A 17,069-nucleotide genomic window follows, 5' to 3' on the forward strand; every position below is an offset into this window, starting at 1 on the left:
AATGCGTACTCGGCTACTGTGGATCATGATCGCGGCGCTGATGGCTGTTCCATTGCGTGCAGGCGATTTTGTCGTCAAGGCGATGAAAGGAAACGTGGAAGTGCGGAAAGGGGTCATGGAAGAGTGGAGGAAACTGAAAGTGGGCGACCTTCTGAAGCCCGAGGATAGCATGAGAACGGGACCCGGCGCAACAGCGACAATCGAGGCCGACAAGCGCAAGCTGACGGTGCCGGAAATGACCATTCTCGACATCTCGGATGTCCGGCAGCTGAGCCAGGAAGACTTCCTTCTGAAGCTGGCAATGCAGAACATCCTCGCGGTGCCGCCGCGGGAACGCGATGAACTCGCCATCCCCTCGGCAACTGTGCTCCACGGTGACAACGCGGCGAAAACAAGCGCGCCGGTATTCACTGATACCAAAGTGGGAGAGATGGAACTCCACGGAGCCCGCGTCCTGTTTGACAACTCTTACTATGCGACTTCCATCCTGAAGTCCAAAGAGACGCTGCGGACGCACCCTGAACTGAAAGCGAATTTCGACGCCCGGTTGACCGTGGCGACGGCATTCGAGAAGATGAAGCTCACGAAAGAGGCGGTCACGGAATACTCTCTGCTCTCGAGGGAGAATCTGCCTTCTGCCCAGGCTAAAAAGGTGCAGGGTGCACTCGACAGGTTGAAGCAGGTAAAGTAGCTCAGAGACATATTGTTTTCACTCAACGCCGCGGCTCAGTCTGCGGCGTTGCTGTTTTTGGGAGCACATTTGGAAATTCGGAGATCGATTGTTCATTTTTTGATATTCACAGGCGATTCGTTCTTCTCAGAGACATGATGATCTTGGTGATATCTGCGCCGGAGGCGCATCCTCGCCAGCCTCACATGTTCTATGAGGCGGGCTGGCACCTCCGGCGGAGAACGCCGATCAACGAATGACGATTGACGAAGTATGGAGCACCCTTGAAAATACCTCAAATAAGCTCTACATTGCCCGCACTATTGTCTGACAGAATTCGCGCTCTCTCTTACTATCCCCAGGATCCCTTGACGGGCGAGATAATCCTACAAACCAAGAACCTCGGCAAGCAGTACAAGAGCCGGTGGGCTGTTCATCATCTCGACCTCGAAGTCCATCGCGGAGATGTGTTCGGGTTCCTTGGTCCCAACGGGGCCGGCAAGAGTACCACCATCCGCATGCTGCTTTCCCTGATCAGGCCCACAGAAGGCGAGGTGTTTCTCTTCGGCAAGTCTCTTGAGAAGGAACGGGAGAAAGCTCTCTTGTCCATCGGGGGAATCGTCGAAAAGCCCGACTTCTATAATTATCTTTCCGCCCGCAGAAACCTCGAAATTGTCGGCGCACTGAACGGCGGCGTGAGCAAGACACGAATCGCCGAAGTACTCGACCTGGTCGGCCTCGCTTCACGTGCTGCCGACAAGGTCAAAACGTACTCCCACGGGATGAAACAGCGCCTTGGGATTGCACAGGCTCTCCTCGCCAACCCTGAATTTGTCATTCTCGATGAACCGACAAGCGGACTCGATCCGCAGGGAATGAAGGAGATCCGAGATCTTATCCGGCATCTCGCCAGCGATCAGAACAAGACGGTCATGCTCTCCTCGCATCTCCTCAATGAGGTGGAACTGGTCGCCAATCGCATGGCGGTCATCAACCGGGGCGAGCTCGTGACGCAGGGCGACGTGGCCACGCTGCTTGAAAAAGGAGAGAAGGTCGTCACCGTCCAGGGGCGCCCGCTTGAAAAAGTCAGAACAGTGCTGGCCGCGCGTGGTGCCAGCAAGATCATAGAAAAAGGAGATGCGTTCGAAGTGCCGATGTCCTTCGAGGATGTTCCCGAACTTGCCCGGGCTCTCGTCCGGGAGGGAGTTGACGTCCAGGCGCTGGTCCCGCGACGGTCGCTCGAAGAGTATTTCCTTTCGATTACCGAGGGGGGCGTTACGGAAGGGAAGGAAGAGAAGCAATGATCCGTCTCGTCTATTACGAATTGATCAAGACCTTTCTGAAGAAGCGAACCTACATCGGTTTTCTCCTGGTGGGGGTTGTTGTCCCTCTCGTGGAGGTAGCTATGAAGTTCGAGGGGGGGCGGTTCCTGCAGCACTCTCTTCGTTCGCTGCAACAGGATTTCTTTTTCGTCGGGAATCTGTTCAATGGCTGGTTCGTCGCTCACAACATGATGAACAGCCTCTGGGTTCACATCCCTTTGCTGATCTCGTTCGTGGCAGGGGACCAGCTTGCGGGTGAAGCCACAGCCGGCACGTACAGACTGATTCTCGTCCGCCCTGTTTCACGTACCCGCATCTTCCTTTCGAAATACTATACAACGGCCATTTACACGGTTGTTTTTGTAGTTTTCATGGCTGGTCTGAGCATCGGTTTGTCGCATATCCTGCTCGGCGGAGGGGACCTGATTGTCCTGGTGCGGGGAATTCTGATACTGCCGGAGTCCGATGTGGCGTGGCGGTTTCTTGTGGGGTACTTCCTGGCTGCGTGGGCCATGATCACGATCGCGTCGCTCTCGTTCTTCTTCTCCTCGTTCGTGGAAAACTCGATCGGTCCGATTATCAGCACGATGGGAGTCAACATGATCTTCCTCCTCGTCACGGTAATCCCGCTCGAGCTGTTCCAGAATATCAAGCCGTATCTTTACACCAATTACATGAATGTGTGGCAGAAGGTTTTTGAGGATCCCGTTCCATGGGATTCCATCGGCACTTCGTCGGCGGTTCTCGGGGCATATTCACTGGCCTTTGTTGTCGCGGCCTGGCTGATATTCCGCCGCAAAGATATTCTTTCATAGAACCATCACCCACCACCAATCAGGGAGTACCTGTGGAGAGCCAAAGCGGACTTCAACGAATGCGGGAGGGTTTTCATCCAACCTTCTGGGTCGCAAACGGGATGGAGTTGTTCGAACGGCTGGCCTACTATGGCCAGCAGATCGTTTTCATGATCTACATGCGAAACAAACTCGGGTTCACCGAGGCGGAGGCCGGCCAACTTTCTGGGATCTTCGGGGGACTGATTTATCTTCTTCCCATACTCGGGGGGACCCTCGCAGACAAGTGGGGCTTTCGGCGTGCATTCAACATCGCGTTTTCGATCCTCGCCCTCGGCTATTTCCTGATTGGGTCGATGGGGATGTCGGTCTTCGCCGGAATCTATGGCGGCATGTCGCAATACTGGCTGCTGGTTATTTTTCTTGTCTTCACCGCGTTCGGCGGCTCGTTCATCAAACCATCTGTGCTGGGAACAGTCGCGCTCGGCTCCAAGCCCGAGACCAAGTCGCTCGGCTTTGCCATCTATTACTGGTTGGTCAATGTAGGTGCCATGGTCGGGCCCACGATTGCCTACTTCGTCCGAGACAGTCTCGGGAATGAGTTCGTGTATATGGTCTCATCAGCAAGCTGCCTTGCGATGCTGATCGTCAATCTGCTGCTCTACAAGGAGATCAAATCCGAGGCGACAGAAGTGAAGGAATCGCTCGGCAAGAAAATCGCCAACCTGTTCGTTGTCCTCGCCAATTTCAAGTTCATGATCTTCCTTCTCATCTATTCCCTCTATTGGATCATTTTCTGGCAGGAGTTCATCATCGTCCCGTATTACGTGGTGGACTACATTGACAAGGCGTACCCGTATGAAATCCTGCAGTCCTGGGCGGGAGCCGGGGCAATCATCCTGTTGCAGATTCCAATCAACAGGTTGACGAAGCACTTGACCACAAGGACGGCAATTCTTGCCGGCTTCGCGATGTCCAGCCTGATCTGGATCATCATCGGCATATTCCCGAGCGTTCCGACGATCGCCGCAGGAATCGTTGCGTTCGCCATCGGAGAGATGATACAAGCTCCGCGATACTATGAGTATATTTCGGAGATTGCGCCGGCGGGGCAGCAAGGGTTGTTCCAGGGGTATGCGTTTCTTCCTATCGCAATCGCACGTTTCGTCGGTGACCCTCTTGGCGGCTGGCTGTATCAGACATCCAAAGCTGCGGGGAAACCGGAAAACGTCTGGCTTGCGCTCATTGGTATTGGCGTGGGGGCGACGATTTTAATGTGGATCTACAACCTCGTGGTTGCCCGCAGCGAAGCGGCTCAGGGGGCGTGATGCACAGGATCGCCTTTCTCATATCGATTCTCGTATGCATTGCCGTAATGTCAGTTTCTGCTCAGAAGAAGAATACCGATGCAGCAGCAATCGCGATGATGCAGAACGTGGGGAAAACAACGGAGGGGTTGCGGGATTTCGTAGCTACGATCGAGGCTGATGTCGACATGGAGCGTATCCGTGTTCCGCGGATGAGCGCGACGATGTACTTCAAGAAGCCGGACAAAGTACACTTTTCGTCATCGAATTTCGCGATGCTTCCGCGCGAAGGAATTGCGTTGAATGCTGCATTGCTGAGAGATCGGTATAACCCGCGAGTGATGGGGGAAGAAATTCTTGATGGCAGGAAGGTCCACAAAATTGAGCTGACAGCGAAGGAAGCCGCGGTCCGGCCGGGACAGCTCGTGCTTTGGATTGATCCCGGGACCTGGACGATCAGCCGCATCGAAACAATCCCGTACCAGGGGCGGACTCTCCGCCTCTCGTTTACCTACGCCGAACAGTCAGGAGGCTTCCTGCTTCCGAAGACGATGAAGGCCACTTTTGAAGTCGTGGCGCGGGATTCTTCACAGAAACGGCTCGATGTCGATATGGCAGCCCCGCCTCAATTTGACGAATCCCCGCGTCCAAGCCGCAGTGGCAGTATCTCCGTCAGGTACCTCGAGTATAAACTCAACGTTGGGCTGTCGGACGAAATTTTTGAAAAGCGGGACGAAGCGCCAAAGAAGAAGTGAGCAGAAGGGGGAGTATCCGGGAATGACGTGTTTTCGTCCGAGCCTCTAGCGCTGTATCTCTGAAGTTGTTTGAAAGAGTCCCGTCAGGGACGAGATGTCTATGGATCGAAAAGCGAGGCATTTTCTGTGAACTCCGTTAGGAGTGACATTTCCACTTATTCAAAGTACATGCGGGATGGAACACTAGCTCAGTGTAACGCGGGGTAGCTCGATCGTCACTGTCGTGCCGCTTCCGATTTCGCTCTCGATGCTGAAACGTCCGCCGTAGAGTTCGACCATATGCTTGGTAATCGCGATGCCGAGTCCGGAACCTTGCTGCTCAAGTCGATTCCGATCGAACTGCTTATACGCTCCGATGTCTCCAATATTCTTCGCATCAATGCCGACCCCGTGGTCTCTCACCCTCAGAATGAGACTATGGTCGGACTGCTCTGTGGTAACCTCAATCGCTGATCCGGATTTTGAGAACTTGAGCGCGTTGTCAATGATCTCCTCGAAGATTCGCTTCATCCCCTGAGTTGATATGGCCGCTTCCGCTGTTCCCACCGAGAGGCGGAGGTCGTTCGAGCGCTCGTATTCCTTCGCTTTCTTTCGTGCGGACTCTTCGATGTGGGCTTTGAGAATAACGCTCGCTTCTTTGCCGACAAACGTCGTCTTGTTTGGATTGGCCGTGAGAATCTGAAGCTGAGCGTAGGTGAGGAAGTTCTCGACCAGGTGACCCAGGCGCGTTGTCGACTTGAGGATGAATCTCGCCATTTCCGATATTTCATCGGGTTTCAGGGTGGCGTTGTCATCGCGAAGGATCTCGGCAAACCCGATAATGCCGCTGAGGGGAGTCCTGATCTCGTGTGGAAGGGAGAGGCTGAGGTTGACGCGCAACTCGTCGAGTTTGCGCTCAGTTTCCTTGCGGGCGAGCTCTTGTTTCTGAAGGCGCGTCCGGATTGCCGCCACAAGTTCGTTCACCATGATGGGCTTCGCAAGGAAGTCGTCCGCACCCAGATCCATTCCCTGGCGCATGTCGGATTTCGCCGTCTGGCCTGTAAGGAAAATGAACGGCGTCGTCGCCGTGGATGGGTCCTTCCGGATGGCGGTCAATGTGGCAAAGCCATCCATTGTTGGCATCATGACATCGCAGATGATGAGGTCAGGAGCATGCTTACGGGCCGCTTCGATTCCCTTGTCGCCGTCGAGAGCGCTAATAGTCACAAATCCCTCCATCTGCAGTGTGGAAGAGATCATCTCGCAGATGAGTTCGTCGTCGTCAATGACAAGTATTTTGGGCACGCGCTGTCCTGATTGCTAGAAGAAATATTGCCAAAAATAGAAGGAAGTTGTATGAGAAACAAGGATTAAGCCGGAGAGGGTCGTGCGATTATTGACTTTCTGTGCGCCTTAGTATATATTTAGGCAACCCTAATAATTTAGGACGAGTGAACTTCTTCTCCGGTTGTGGAGGTGGACGATCAATGGCGAGCGAGAACGTCGAAGACTATCTCAAAAGCATCTACAAGCTCCAGGAAGGGGGAGGGAGAGTATCGACTTCATCCCTTTCCGAATGGCTGGGAGTCTCCGCCCCGTCGGTCACAGAGATGATCAAGAAGCTTGCGGACGAGGGGATTCTCACGTACGCGCCGTACAAAGGAGTGGAACTTACCGCGGAAGGACGCAAGAGCGCGCTCAAGATTCTCCGGCGTCATCGACTGTGGGAGCTCTTTCTTGTCGAGGTGCTGAAGTATCCCTGGCACGAGATTCACGAGGAGGCCGATCGGCTGGAACACCTCACCTCCGAAAGGCTTGAGCGGAGGCTCGACGAAGCCCTCGGGCATCCGCGAAAAGATCCCCACGGCGATGTCATTCCCGCGATAGACGGAAGCATCGAACAAATCGAGTATCGCTCACTTTCGCAGGTCGAATCTGGTGAAACGGTCACAGTCGCCCGCGTCAATGACGCAGACTCGCAGGCCCTGCAGTATGCGTCCAGGCTCGGTATCAGTCTGAACAAGAAAGTCAGGGTCAAGGAACACATCGGGTTCGACGGATCGATCCGTGTAGAAATAGGACGGAAAGAACAGTTTGTGAGCGCCAAGCTTGCGGAAAATATTTTTGTGGAGGAGAAATAGATGACGCTGCAATCTGAACGATCGGGTGTTTCGCTCTCGGAGGTCCACCACTCGGTGAAGATTCCCGAAGGCGCTGGTGTGTTCAAGCGCGTTCTCGCCTTCATCGGACCGGCGTACCTCGTCAGCGTCGGATATATGGATCCGGGCAACTGGGCGACTGACCTCGAAGGAGGAGCGCGCTTCGGCTACCAGCTGATCTGGGTCCTGCTCATGTCCAACCTGATGGCTGTCCTGCTCCAGACTTTGTCTGCCAGGATGGGAATCGTGACGGGCCGGGACCTCGCCCAAGCGTGCCGCGACAACTACCCAAAGCCAGTGGCCTACATCCTTTGGGTCCTGTGTGAAATTGCGATCGCCGCATGCGATCTCGCGGAGGTTCTGGGAACCGCGATCGGATTGAACCTGCTCTTCGGACTTCCCCTGATCTATGGCGTCATCATCACCGGGTTCGACACGATGCTGCTGCTCGTCATTCAAAACTACGGGATCCGCAAAATGGAAGCAATGATCCTGATGTTCATCTCGACAATCGGGATCAGCTTCATCATTCAAGTATTCCTGGCAGGGCCGGTCTGGGGCGATGTTCTGACAGGGTTCATCCCGCGCCTCAATTCAGAGAGTCTCTACGTTGCAATAGGTATCCTGGGAGCCACGGTCATGCCGCATAACCTGTACCTTCATTCCGCGCTCGTGCAGACCCGGATTGTCGGGAACACGGAGGAGAGCAAGCGGATAGCGTGCAAATATAATTTCATCGATACAACGATCGCGCTCAACGCGGCGTTCTTCGTGAACGCAGCCATTCTGATCGTCGCTGCGGCCGTCTTCTTCACGCGGGGTGTGGTCGTCACTGAAATTCAGCAGGCACACGAGCTGCTCAGTCCGCTGATGGGCACAGCGCTCGCCGGGACGCTGTTTGGCGTCGCCCTCGTGACCGCAGGCCAGAGTTCCACCCTCACAGGCACTCTCGCAGGCCAAATTGTCATGGAAGGCTTCCTGAAGCTCCGGGTGCGCCCGTTCCTGCGCCGTTTGATCACCCGCCTCATCGCCATCGTGCCCGCTGTCATCGTTATTTCATTGAAGGGAGACCGGGGTTCGTACGACCTCCTTATCATGAGCCAGGTCATTCTCAGCATCCAGCTTCCGTTTGCGGTCATTCCGCTGATACGGTTCACGAGTGACAAGCAGATCATGGGAGTCTTCGTGAACAAACTGTGGGTAAAGATTCTTGCCTGGATTGTTGCGGGAACCATCTGTCTGTTGAATTCGGCTCTTCTCGTTTCGCAAATCTCAAATTGGATATCAGGCGCCGCCTCGAATGCCATCTGGCTCTGGCTGACGGCGGTCCCGATCGCGGTGGCGGGCGCGTTGCTCCAGATTTACATTTCGCTGCCGAAATCGTGGAAGATTTGGCGCAAGCCCGCACCGCGTATACCGGAAAAGATCGAACTCATACCTCAGCGTTTCTCAAGAATCGGTGTGGCGATCGATTACAGTCCGGTCGATCCGAAGGTGCTTTCACACGCCCAATCTCTTGCGAAGGGGTATGACGCCTCGCTCTTCCTGTTCCACATTGTCGAAGGGGTTGGAGGACAGCTCTTTGGGTCGGATGCGTTTGATGATGAAGCGCGGGAGGACAAAGAGCACCTTGAGAGTGTAGCCGAACAGGTCCGCAAGACGGGAGTCGAGGTAACCACTGCTCTCGGCTATGGCCGCGCCCCGGAACAAATCGTCAAACTCTCGAAGGAGATGAACGTCGATCTCCTGGTAATGGGAGGGCACGGGCACACAGGATTGAAGGATCTGTTCTTCGGTACATCCGTTTCAAAGGTCCGGCATGGGTTGGCGATTCCGGTGCTGGTGGTGCAGTGAAGAAAGAAAGGCGTGAGGCGTAAGACGGGAGAAGTGAGACGAGTGACCTTCCGAAGGACTCACTGTAGACTGGATATCCCTCGGAAGGTGACCGTGATGGAAGGTTACAGCGCGGGGGCTACTTGAGCAGAACCATCTTCTTCGTCATGACCAAGCCTCCCGCCCTCAACTGATACAGGTAAACTCCGGACGAGACCGATTCTCCGCGATCATTCTTCCCATCCCACACCGCGGTATGCTTTCCAGCAACTCCCATTTCGTTGACGACCGTCGTCACTTCGCGACCGAGCATGTCATACACCTTGAGGGTCACAAGGCTATTGGCTATTAGCTGATAGCTAATAGCTGTTGTGGGATTGAACGGGTTAGGGTAGTTCTGATCCAGGTCGAACGCAAGAGGCAGAGAAGCACTTGCGGGTTCGACAGCGGTGACGGTCCCTTTGACAACCTGAATCTGGGCAACGTTTATCACGCCGGATTTGATCTTGGATCCGGCCGCATACTTCAATTGGAAGCTGTCAAACCTGAGCGATCCCTCCAGCTTGCCGTTCCCGAGCCAGGTTCCAACGGAGTCGTTCTCAAAATCCCACTCGACCAACCTCCACCCAACCCAATCGATCGGAGTCCACTGGTTGACTTCGTGGTTCTGTGATGTACCGTCCGGAAATGCGTCCACACTGTCGTCCACAGCGAAACGGAACAGCGTACCGCTCCCATCGCCATAGACGTACGCCTGCAGTTTTGTACCGCGTTTACTCCATGTGATACCGCGGCCGGGGCCGCCGCTAAGATACTCACGGATCATCCAATCAGACGCTGTTGTGGTATTCCAATAGAATGCGAGTTTCCCTGAGCGAGAGCTTGCGGGGAGAACGCTCAATGTGACAATCGAATCCCGTACGAAGGTTGCGCTGTCGGCACCCATCGTGCTCCCGCTGACAAGGGGCTGAAACCATGAGCCAATAGAGGCGCTGAAGTCCTCGATGATCGTGGACTGCAGTGCGATTGGGGCAACGGAAAATGACCAGATCAGAGGTGTCGCTGTGGAAATGGGATTGCCACTGAGATCCGACACGCCGCTGATGCGCAGTTGGTATGACTTCCCGGCAATCAATCCTCCCTGCGGATAGATGTTGATTCCGCCACGACCGTTGGCTTCGGTATATTGGAGCGTTTTGGCGAGAAGCGGGCCGCCAACCTCTCTAATTACGACGTTGGGAGGGCTGATGGTACCTTGATGCAGCGGTTCATCAAAAGAGACGTTGACCACGCTATTCGGCGAGACGACCGCACCAGCGGCGGGAGAGGAAGCGATGACAACCGGAGCCCACACATCCACCGGACGCGTCTTGAACACTATCTGCAGGGCGTCGCCCGGCGCACCGTCCCCGTTTCCGTCGATCAGAAGCCCGCTCTGAGACCGTGCCGTTCCTTCAATGCGGACCGTGAACAAGGTGCTGAACGGCAACACAACCGAATCGGGCTTGAACGTGAGAACAGTATTACTGCTGGTCCAGAGGAGCGTTCCCCTGACAGATGGCTTGATGGAGAACGCACTTCTCACGGATGCCGTGTCCATGATTTTCGAGAAGACAATCTGAATTTGACCGGAAGCAGCGTACGAAGTATCGTTGTTCGTCGGAGTATTCGCCAGGATGACGGGGGCAGCTGTGGACTCAAACTGTTTGTCGATGAACTTCGTTTCACCTATGCCCACCGTGAATTGCACGGAGTCGACCTTGAAACCCGGAGTCTCGAACCTCAGCGTGTGTGTGCCTGCCTTCAAGCCGTCGAGCATGTAATAACCGTTGTGGTACAGGTCGCCGGTGTAGACGATGTTTTCGGGCAGAAGCCGGACCTTGACGCCGTCGATCAATTTGTTGGTTCCAAGTTCGGAGAGTTCCCCGGCAACAATAGAGAGCGAATCGGCGGGTACGCCAAAATACGTCAGGAATCCATCGCGAATCGCGTAGGCCTCCATTTTGCAGTAGCTGATATTCATCAATCGACGAGTCACGGGGAAGTAGTCATGAAATTCACCTTCCGAAAGCTCGCCCGGCATTTGTAGTCCCCGAAGGACTCCGAGCGTATAACCTCCATTGCTGCCGCCGTAGAAGGTCCAGTCGAGTGTCCGCGTATAGCTCTTTGTTCTCATTTTATCCCGGATGTAGGGGCCCATAATCGGCTGCATGCTCCAGGCCTCCACGGTTTCCGGTTGTCCGGTGCCCGGGCCATAGACTGGGTCTCCGCCGGCAACGACCTTTTCGCGCACCATCATCAGCGTGTAGTTGGTGGAGGTGTTCGAGGTGAGACCCGTTGCGTTGCTGTGAATTGAATGGAACCACGTGACGTTATTCGCGTTTGCGAGGGCGACGCGCGTGGCCAATGATGGTTCGTTGTCTGATGGGTAGTCGTTCGTATTGCGAGTCAGGATGACAGCCGCCCCTTTGGCTTCCAGGAGCTGTTTCAGAGCCAGGGCTTTCTGGAAGTTGCTTTCGGATTCCCAGTACGCCGTCCCGGGATCGGGAATCAGGTAGCGGTCATTCGCAGGGTTGTGTCCGCCGTGACCCGGATCGATGCAGATCTTGATGCCGGTCAGATCGGTACGCTGGGCGAGCGCTGTGAAGGAGGTGCCACAAACGAGGGCGAGGAAGAGCGTGAGCTTTTTCATTGGCGCTCCTCGTACTCAAGAACCAGTATGCTTCCGTCCGATGTACTGCAAACGATCTTGTTCTCCGTCGGCGAGCATTGGGGATACAGCTCCAGTATGCCGGCGGTAGAAGTGAGCTGGGTGACGGTTTTGCCGTCCGGGCTCACTGCAAAAAGGTCCGAGGAAAGCAATTTGTGACCGTCGTCTTTGTCCTCCATATACACGATCCACTTTCCGGACCTGACCCAGGATGGTGCGTCGCGGCGGCCGAGCCTGCTGATGACAGCCCCTCTCAGATTGCATACGAACGCACCTCGGTCCATTTCGTACGCCACGATCTGCTGTTTGTCGGGGGAAAGAGCCGGCCAGACATAGCTTCCCTTGCCGAGGGGATCGAGGAGGGTTTTGGTCCCATTCACATTGAGAGCAATTTTCGTATCCTCGATGCCCAGAATTGAGACGTTGGTGACGGCCGCGCTCTTCGGCAGTTTATCAATCCTGGATTTAGTCGAATAGACAGGCACGTTGTCAGAGAACGAAGGGGCGGATAGGTCCGTGCCTGAAGCAACGACCGTCTGTGAGCGTTTTGCGAGATTCATCAAAACGACATCCTGCCTTCTGGTCCGACCCGTTTTGTCATGCTGCGTTCGACGATAGATAATGCTCTTCCCATCAGCCGAAATGTTATAAGCAAGACCCGATTTGGCGTCGGAGGTTATTTGCCGGATGGATTTCGTCCTGGGTGTATACTCCCAGATGCCGTTGCCGTCAACGCTTGTGAAGTAGATCAGGCTTCCCGTTGGAGAGAACTGAGGATGCGACCAGGTGTTGGAACCTGAAAGGGTCAGTTTCTCGGTGCGGGTGATCGTAATCTGTGCATAGCCGATCGATGCGCAGAGGGCCATCAACATGAAGAACAACGATCTCATTCGGGTCATATTTTTCTCGATTGTCATGGTGAAAGTTGAAACCGCGGTGCAGAGTCAATTAACGCAAAGAATGCGTTTGAATCAACGTGCTTTGTCCCGGGCGCACGGCGGTTCACAAATCGGATTGTCGACGATTGTCGGCATGCTCAGGTCGGCCGCACAGCGTATTATGAATAACCGCCAAGAACGCCAAGGCCCGCCAAGAGAGGATTAAGCGTCTTCTTCAACTAGCAGTTCACGCGTGGTGATCTTTGCGACGCTTGCGGTTCATCTCGTCGCACGAACCGGATGCTTGTCAAGCTGTCGGTTCTGTTCCCTTCTTTGTTGATCGGGAAAGAAGGTCTTTCAGGTCCTGAATCCCAACCACCGTGATCACAACTGCCGTCCCGAAGAAGAGAAGTGCGGCGAAGACGAACACGACGAACCAGACGAGCACTGATGTATCCATCATTCACTCTCCTTCTTTCTGCGCCTGCAGGACGACAGGCGGATGCGAACGCTGTGTGAGGAGGGACCCTGCGATCATCCCGGTCACAGCGAGAACGAAGCTCATCAGTCCTGAAACATTGACGTCGACAAGAAAAAGCATGGAAGCAGGGAGGCGATCTTTCATCTGTTCCAGAACCAGAAAACCAATTGGAGCGATGGCACCAAAACCCAATGAGCAATAAGCGCCGACGACGTTCGCCCGCTTCCAATAGAGTCCGAACGCCACACACCCGAAAGCGCCGGCGGCGTACATTGCCCCCGTGATGGCGATGTACTGGAACGCCGTCGCCGGGAGCTCGTAGAATAAGCCAAATATCAGGATGAAAACTCCGATCAGGACCGAGATGATTCTGCTCAGCCGAATTGTCGTCTTCTCAGAAAACTCTTTCTTGCTGAGCGGGGCGAGTATGTCCCGTGTGGCGACGGAGCTCCAGGCCAACATGTAAGCGCTGTACGTCGACATCGAAGCGGCGAGCATGCCGGCGACCATCAATCCCAGAAAACCCGAAGGGACAACGGTTCCAAGGAGCCGAGGCATCGCCGTCGTCGGTTTCAGTGACGGCCCAAACATCGCCAGCGCAGCCACTCCCCAGAACATCGGAATCATGTATCGTCCCGCGAGCGTAATGCCTGTGAAGAGGAAGACCTTCCGGCCAACCTCAGGGCTTTCCGAGGCAAACGACTTGGAAACAGCCGGCTGATTGAGTGCGGAGATTGCGATGCTTCCAATCATCATCCAGAGCAGGAAGCTCCATCCGAACCGGGGATTGACTATCGGATTCACACCCGCCTCACCGAATTGCTGCATGACCACGGCGCCTATCTTCGTGAAATCCACGTGAATGAGAACAAAGAGAGTCGCCACGAGCATGCCAAATGTGAGCAGAACGAACTGCATGAAATCAGTAATGACGACCGAGAACATGCCGCCGAGCACAGTGTAGCTGATGACGATGAGAAGCATGACTGTCATCACGATGGCGAGCACATCCGGGCTGAACCCCATCGTCTCGGTGAGGAAAATTCCATCCATCCTCAGGAAGACGCCCATGTTGAGCACGCCGCCGAGGAAGAGCAGAATTCCCCCGAGTAGTCTGACGTTCTTGTTATAGCGGATTTCGTAGAACTCAGGGATCGTGATGATCTTCAGACGCCGCAGGGCCGAGACGATGAAGCCCGTCTTTCCGATGACGAGGTAGCCGAAGACTCCGACGATTCCGAGGGCAAAACAGGAGAGTCCGGTGACGTACCCGAGCTCTCCGAAATACATGAAGGTCACGACGCCGATTTCTGTGGCGATGAGTGTGGCCGAACCGAGTGCCACCTTCACTCTTCTTCCGGCTACGAAGTACCCTTCCATGTTCTCGACGTACCGCTTGGCGCGGATTCCGACGAAGACGGAGACACCCAGATACGCTAGGAGGATGATCCAGTCAATAAGATGAAAGTTCATAGGGCAGAGTCTGTATGGATGATTCGAATTTACGAACTGTGCTGGGCTGTCCAAAAAGTACTCTCGACCAACAGCCAAGTCGTAGAAAATTGTCGTAACCAAACGATTCGAGAATCTCAACCTGGTCGAAATGTCATTTCGACCTACAATTTGGACAGCTCACCTGGTGCTCTGCGAATGGGCATTCTTCGACAGCATAACCTGCCCGCCGAACCATGCTTCTCGGGGCAGGCGGGTTAACGAAGAACTGTTCTTATCTCCTCTACCGGAGGCTCAGTAGACCAAGTACTTCGCCCGAATGTCTCCGAAGGACCTGAGTTCTTCCGTCCACCCCTCACAGATCTCATCCGGATGAGTGCCGCGCTCGAGCTGCAGCCGTACGCTCCTGTTTCCCGTCAGAATATCGAGCCGGCGATTCCGGAAAACCGTTTCGGTGGTGTGAGCCCGCTTGAAAGCCGAGAGAACTGATACACCGAGATGGACGGGCCTGACGGCGTTCCGGTCGACCACTGAAAGACGTATGCCGCGGCAGACGGTTCCCTCGAATTTCGGCTCGCTCGCGGTTCCGGGAATCTCTGCCGGAGTGAACTCGGCAGCGGAGCATGCGACGCCGGGAGTATCAAACGCCGAAAGCTCCTTTAAGATCCTGTCCGGGTCAGCCCACGGTGCGCCAAGGACCTGGAAGGGAGTGGAAGTGCCTCGCCCTTCCGAGATGGACGTACCTTCGACAAAACAAGCGCCCGGATAGATCACGGCCGTTTCAAGTGACGGCATGTTTGGAGATGGAGGAATCCATGAAAGCCCCGTTTCGTCATACCACATCGAACGCTCCCAGTTCTCCATCCCGACCACATTGAGAGGGGCTTTGACACCGTTCGTCAGCCATCCTTCGTCGTTCCAAAGCCGCGCAAGTTCGCCAATTGTCAGACCGTGTGTGACAGGGATGGGCATCCACGCTACAAATGACCTGAGGGAAGAGACGCGCACCGGGCCGTCGAACGAAAGTCCCCGTATCGGATTCGGGCGGTCGAGTATGATGAATGGGAGGTTCTGCTCTGCAGCGGCTTCCATCGCGAGCGCAACGGTGGAGATGAACGTGTAGAATCTCGCCCCGACATCCTGTATGTCGCAGACTATGACGTCGACCCCATCGAGCATTGCGCGGGTTGGCTTATGCGTCTTGCCGTAAAGGGAGTAGACCTGGATCCCGTAACGCGGATGAAGGACGTGCTCGACCACTTCGCCGTCAGGGGTGTCTCCGCCGATTCCATGCTCGGGACCGTACAGCGCTTTGATTTCGCAGATTCCCGAACCGGCAAGAGCATCGATGATGGAGCGCCCATCTGACAGCCGCCCGGTGTGATTGGTGAGGACGCCGACCCGCATTCCCGCAATGAGATCAGTAGAATCATGCAGGAGCCGGTCGGCTCCAATAGACACGGCATGCTGAGCTTTTGGTATTGCTGCAGATTTCGTCAATGTTCAAACCTTGAGGAAGAGTTTGCGACGGTACATCCAAAAGCAGAGCAGCCAGCCGATGAAAATGATCATCGTCGAATAGAGAATCGATCCGATGGTCGGACCAGCGACGGCTGCAAAGCTCTTGTAGAAATACCCGGTCAGTGATGTCATCGTCCCATTGTAAGGGACTTTCCAAGACAGCATCACCCAGCGGACAAATAGTCCGGTGAAGACGTAGAGGGTGATCGCGTTCATGCCGTAGACTATGAGAGGAAATGCGAGTTTGGACATTTTGCGGACTTCGATGATCCAATAGAACAAGAGGAACACCAGGCACGACCAGCCGGCGGTAAAGACCACAAAGGATGCTGTCCAGAGGATCTTGTTGAGGGGTACCACAAGATCCCACAGCAGGCCGAGACCTATGCCGGCGACCCCCGCCAACGCGAGCACACGCATGACTGATTTCTGGTTGGCTTGACGCATCAGGAAGCGTCCCAGGAGCACCCCCGCGAGCACGGTGGAGATTCCAGGGATCATGCTGATAATCGTCTCTTTGTCCTCGGGAACGAGTATGAAGCTGTCGAGCCACTGAGCCGAATTGACGTCGCGGTCAAATGATCCCGGGATTACGCCAGGTCCATGCACAAACGCAAGGATGGCCCACCAGACAAACAAGAGCGTTACTCCGATGGAAGCCTGCCAGCGGACCTTGAGCGGCAACAGGAGGTAGACGATGAAGTAGAGAACTCCGATGCGTTGCAGGATGCCGAAATGAAGCCCCGGCATGTTGATCGAAGCGGACTTGAGAAACGCTCCGAGAAGATAGAGAAGGAGCGCACGCCGCGCAGCGATGAGAATTCCTCTCCACACCGAAACCCCGTGCTCGCGTTTTTTTGCCTCGCTGTACGGCATGGCCATTCCGACAGCGAACAGAAAGAACGGAAAGATGAGGTCGGCAAATGTGCAGCCGTGCCATTCCGCATGGAGCAGCAGCCGCGGTACAATTGCCGGGTCCCATGTGCCCGGGTTGTTCACGAGAAGCATCCCGGCTACTGCGAAGCCCCGAAAGGCATCGAGCGAGGTCAAACGCTGGGGGAGAAGTGGTTGGCTGGAGATCATGGGTCTAACCTAAGATTCGATTCTCGAAACTGAAACCTAAAATGAAGAGCAACCACGGATTACACGGAAAAAGCACGGATGGTCACGGTGTGTTCGTATCCGTGGAAATCCGTTTCATCTGTGTC

Annotated in this window: 15 protein-coding genes; 8 read left to right on the forward strand and 7 right to left on the reverse strand. The window is 55.0% G+C overall.

Annotation, left to right across the window (positions count from 1 at the left end; genetic code table 11):
• The first annotated feature begins 1 nt into the window (after position 1).
• The 5 genes from NTU47_14210 to NTU47_14230 all read left to right on the forward strand — a co-directional run bounded on the left by NTU47_14210 (position 2) and on the right by NTU47_14230 (position 4,848).
• Positions 2 to 691 carry a hypothetical protein gene (locus NTU47_14210; protein ID MCX6134962.1) on the forward strand — a complete coding sequence of 230 codons (690 nt, stop codon included), beginning with the start codon at positions 2 to 4 and terminating at the stop codon, positions 689 to 691.
• Positions 692 to 1,038: 347 nt separating this feature from the next.
• A complete protein-coding gene (locus NTU47_14215) occupies positions 1,039 to 1,974 on the forward strand; it encodes an ABC transporter ATP-binding protein (GenBank protein ID MCX6134963.1) in 936 nt (311 codons plus the stop codon).
• Complete coding sequence (locus NTU47_14220; GenBank protein ID MCX6134964.1) at positions 1,971 to 2,807, forward strand: ABC transporter permease; 837 nt, start codon at positions 1,971 to 1,973, stop codon at positions 2,805 to 2,807. Before NTU47_14215 ends, NTU47_14220 begins: the two co-directional genes overlap by 4 nt.
• A 32-nt stretch (positions 2,808 to 2,839) precedes the next feature.
• Positions 2,840 to 4,114: an MFS transporter gene (locus NTU47_14225; GenBank protein MCX6134965.1), complete on the forward strand. Its 1,275-nt coding sequence runs from the start codon at positions 2,840 to 2,842 to the stop codon at positions 4,112 to 4,114.
• Positions 4,114 to 4,848 (forward strand): outer membrane lipoprotein-sorting protein, encoded by a 735-nt coding sequence (locus NTU47_14230; GenBank protein MCX6134966.1) that lies wholly within the window; start codon positions 4,114 to 4,116, stop codon positions 4,846 to 4,848. The genes NTU47_14225 and NTU47_14230 overlap by 1 nt, the downstream gene beginning before the upstream one ends.
• A gap of 183 nt (positions 4,849 to 5,031) precedes the next feature.
• Here the strand turns inward: NTU47_14230 and NTU47_14235 are convergent, their stop codons facing one another.
• On the reverse strand, positions 5,032 to 6,132 hold the full coding sequence (locus NTU47_14235; GenBank protein MCX6134967.1) for a response regulator: 1,101 nt from the start codon (positions 6,130 to 6,132) through the stop codon (positions 5,032 to 5,034).
• A gap of 182 nt (positions 6,133 to 6,314) precedes the next feature.
• On the opposite strand from NTU47_14235, the gene NTU47_14240 reads away from it, so the two are divergent.
• Together NTU47_14240 and NTU47_14245 are read left to right on the forward strand one after the other, a co-directional pair.
• Positions 6,315 to 6,968: a metal-dependent transcriptional regulator gene (locus NTU47_14240; GenBank protein ID MCX6134968.1), complete on the forward strand. Its 654-nt coding sequence runs from the start codon at positions 6,315 to 6,317 to the stop codon at positions 6,966 to 6,968.
• Complete coding sequence (locus tag NTU47_14245) at positions 6,969 to 8,840, forward strand: Nramp family divalent metal transporter (GenBank protein ID MCX6134969.1); 1,872 nt, start codon at positions 6,969 to 6,971, stop codon at positions 8,838 to 8,840.
• A gap of 118 nt (positions 8,841 to 8,958) precedes the next feature.
• Here NTU47_14245 and NTU47_14250 read toward each other — a convergent pair whose 3' ends face one another.
• Together NTU47_14250 and NTU47_14255 are read right to left on the reverse strand one after the other, a co-directional pair.
• A complete protein-coding gene (locus NTU47_14250) occupies positions 8,959 to 11,511 on the reverse strand; it encodes an Ig-like domain-containing protein (GenBank protein ID MCX6134970.1) in 2,553 nt (850 codons plus the stop codon).
• Positions 11,508 to 12,419, reverse strand: a complete 912-nt coding sequence (locus tag NTU47_14255; protein ID MCX6134971.1) for a hypothetical protein — start codon at positions 12,417 to 12,419, stop codon at positions 11,508 to 11,510. The genes NTU47_14250 and NTU47_14255 overlap by 4 nt, the downstream gene beginning before the upstream one ends.
• On the opposite strand from NTU47_14255, the gene NTU47_14260 reads away from it, so the two are divergent.
• A complete protein-coding gene (locus tag NTU47_14260; GenBank protein MCX6134972.1) occupies positions 12,400 to 12,633 on the forward strand; it encodes a hypothetical protein in 234 nt (77 codons plus the stop codon). The two genes, NTU47_14255 and NTU47_14260, sit on opposite strands and share 20 nt — an antisense overlap.
• An 81-nt stretch (positions 12,634 to 12,714) precedes the next feature.
• Here the strand turns inward: NTU47_14260 and NTU47_14265 are convergent, their stop codons facing one another.
• The 4 genes from NTU47_14265 to NTU47_14280 all read right to left on the reverse strand — a co-directional run bounded on the left by NTU47_14265 (position 12,715) and on the right by NTU47_14280 (position 16,944).
• The gene (locus NTU47_14265) at positions 12,715 to 12,870 is read right to left on the reverse strand and encodes a hypothetical protein (protein ID MCX6134973.1); all 156 of its coding nucleotides are present in this window, start codon (positions 12,868 to 12,870) and stop codon (positions 12,715 to 12,717) included.
• Complete coding sequence (locus NTU47_14270) at positions 12,871 to 14,361, reverse strand: sodium:solute symporter family protein (GenBank protein ID MCX6134974.1); 1,491 nt, start codon at positions 14,359 to 14,361, stop codon at positions 12,871 to 12,873.
• A 273-nt stretch (positions 14,362 to 14,634) separates the two neighbouring features.
• Positions 14,635 to 15,840: a DUF1343 domain-containing protein gene (locus NTU47_14275; protein MCX6134975.1), complete on the reverse strand. Its 1,206-nt coding sequence runs from the start codon at positions 15,838 to 15,840 to the stop codon at positions 14,635 to 14,637.
• 3 nt (positions 15,841 to 15,843) lie between these two features.
• Positions 15,844 to 16,944, reverse strand: coding sequence for a heparan-alpha-glucosaminide N-acetyltransferase domain-containing protein (locus NTU47_14280; protein MCX6134976.1), 1,101 nt, complete (start codon positions 16,942 to 16,944; stop codon positions 15,844 to 15,846).
• Between the last annotated feature and the right edge of the window lie 125 nt (positions 16,945 to 17,069).

Source organism: Ignavibacteriales bacterium (assembly GCA_026390595.1).
Classification (GTDB): Bacteria; Bacteroidota; Ignavibacteria; order UBA10030; family UBA10030; genus UBA9647.

Excerpts from the sequence above, each read along its gene's own strand:
- NTU47_14245 (MCX6134969.1), top strand. The coding sequence starts at position 6,969 with ATGACGCTGCAATCTGAACGATCGGGTGTTTCGCTCTCGGAGGTCCAC.
- NTU47_14255 (MCX6134971.1), bottom strand. The coding sequence starts at position 12,419 with ATGAGATCGTTGTTCTTCATGTTGATGGCCCTCTGCGCATCGATCGGC.
- NTU47_14220 (MCX6134964.1), top strand. The coding sequence starts at position 1,971 with ATGATCCGTCTCGTCTATTACGAATTGATCAAGACCTTTCTGAAGAAG.
- NTU47_14265 (MCX6134973.1), bottom strand. The coding sequence starts at position 12,870 with ATGATGGATACATCAGTGCTCGTCTGGTTCGTCGTGTTCGTCTTCGCC.
- NTU47_14270 (MCX6134974.1), bottom strand. The coding sequence starts at position 14,361 with ATGAACTTTCATCTTATTGACTGGATCATCCTCCTAGCGTATCTGGGT.
- NTU47_14240 (MCX6134968.1), top strand. The coding sequence starts at position 6,315 with ATGGCGAGCGAGAACGTCGAAGACTATCTCAAAAGCATCTACAAGCTC.
- NTU47_14250 (MCX6134970.1), bottom strand. The coding sequence starts at position 11,511 with ATGAAAAAGCTCACGCTCTTCCTCGCCCTCGTTTGTGGCACCTCCTTC.
- NTU47_14260 (MCX6134972.1), top strand. The coding sequence starts at position 12,400 with ATGAAGAACAACGATCTCATTCGGGTCATATTTTTCTCGATTGTCATG.
- NTU47_14210 (MCX6134962.1), top strand. The coding sequence starts at position 2 with ATGCGTACTCGGCTACTGTGGATCATGATCGCGGCGCTGATGGCTGTT.
- NTU47_14280 (MCX6134976.1), bottom strand. The coding sequence starts at position 16,944 with ATGATCTCCAGCCAACCACTTCTCCCCCAGCGTTTGACCTCGCTCGAT.
- NTU47_14230 (MCX6134966.1), top strand. The coding sequence starts at position 4,114 with ATGCACAGGATCGCCTTTCTCATATCGATTCTCGTATGCATTGCCGTA.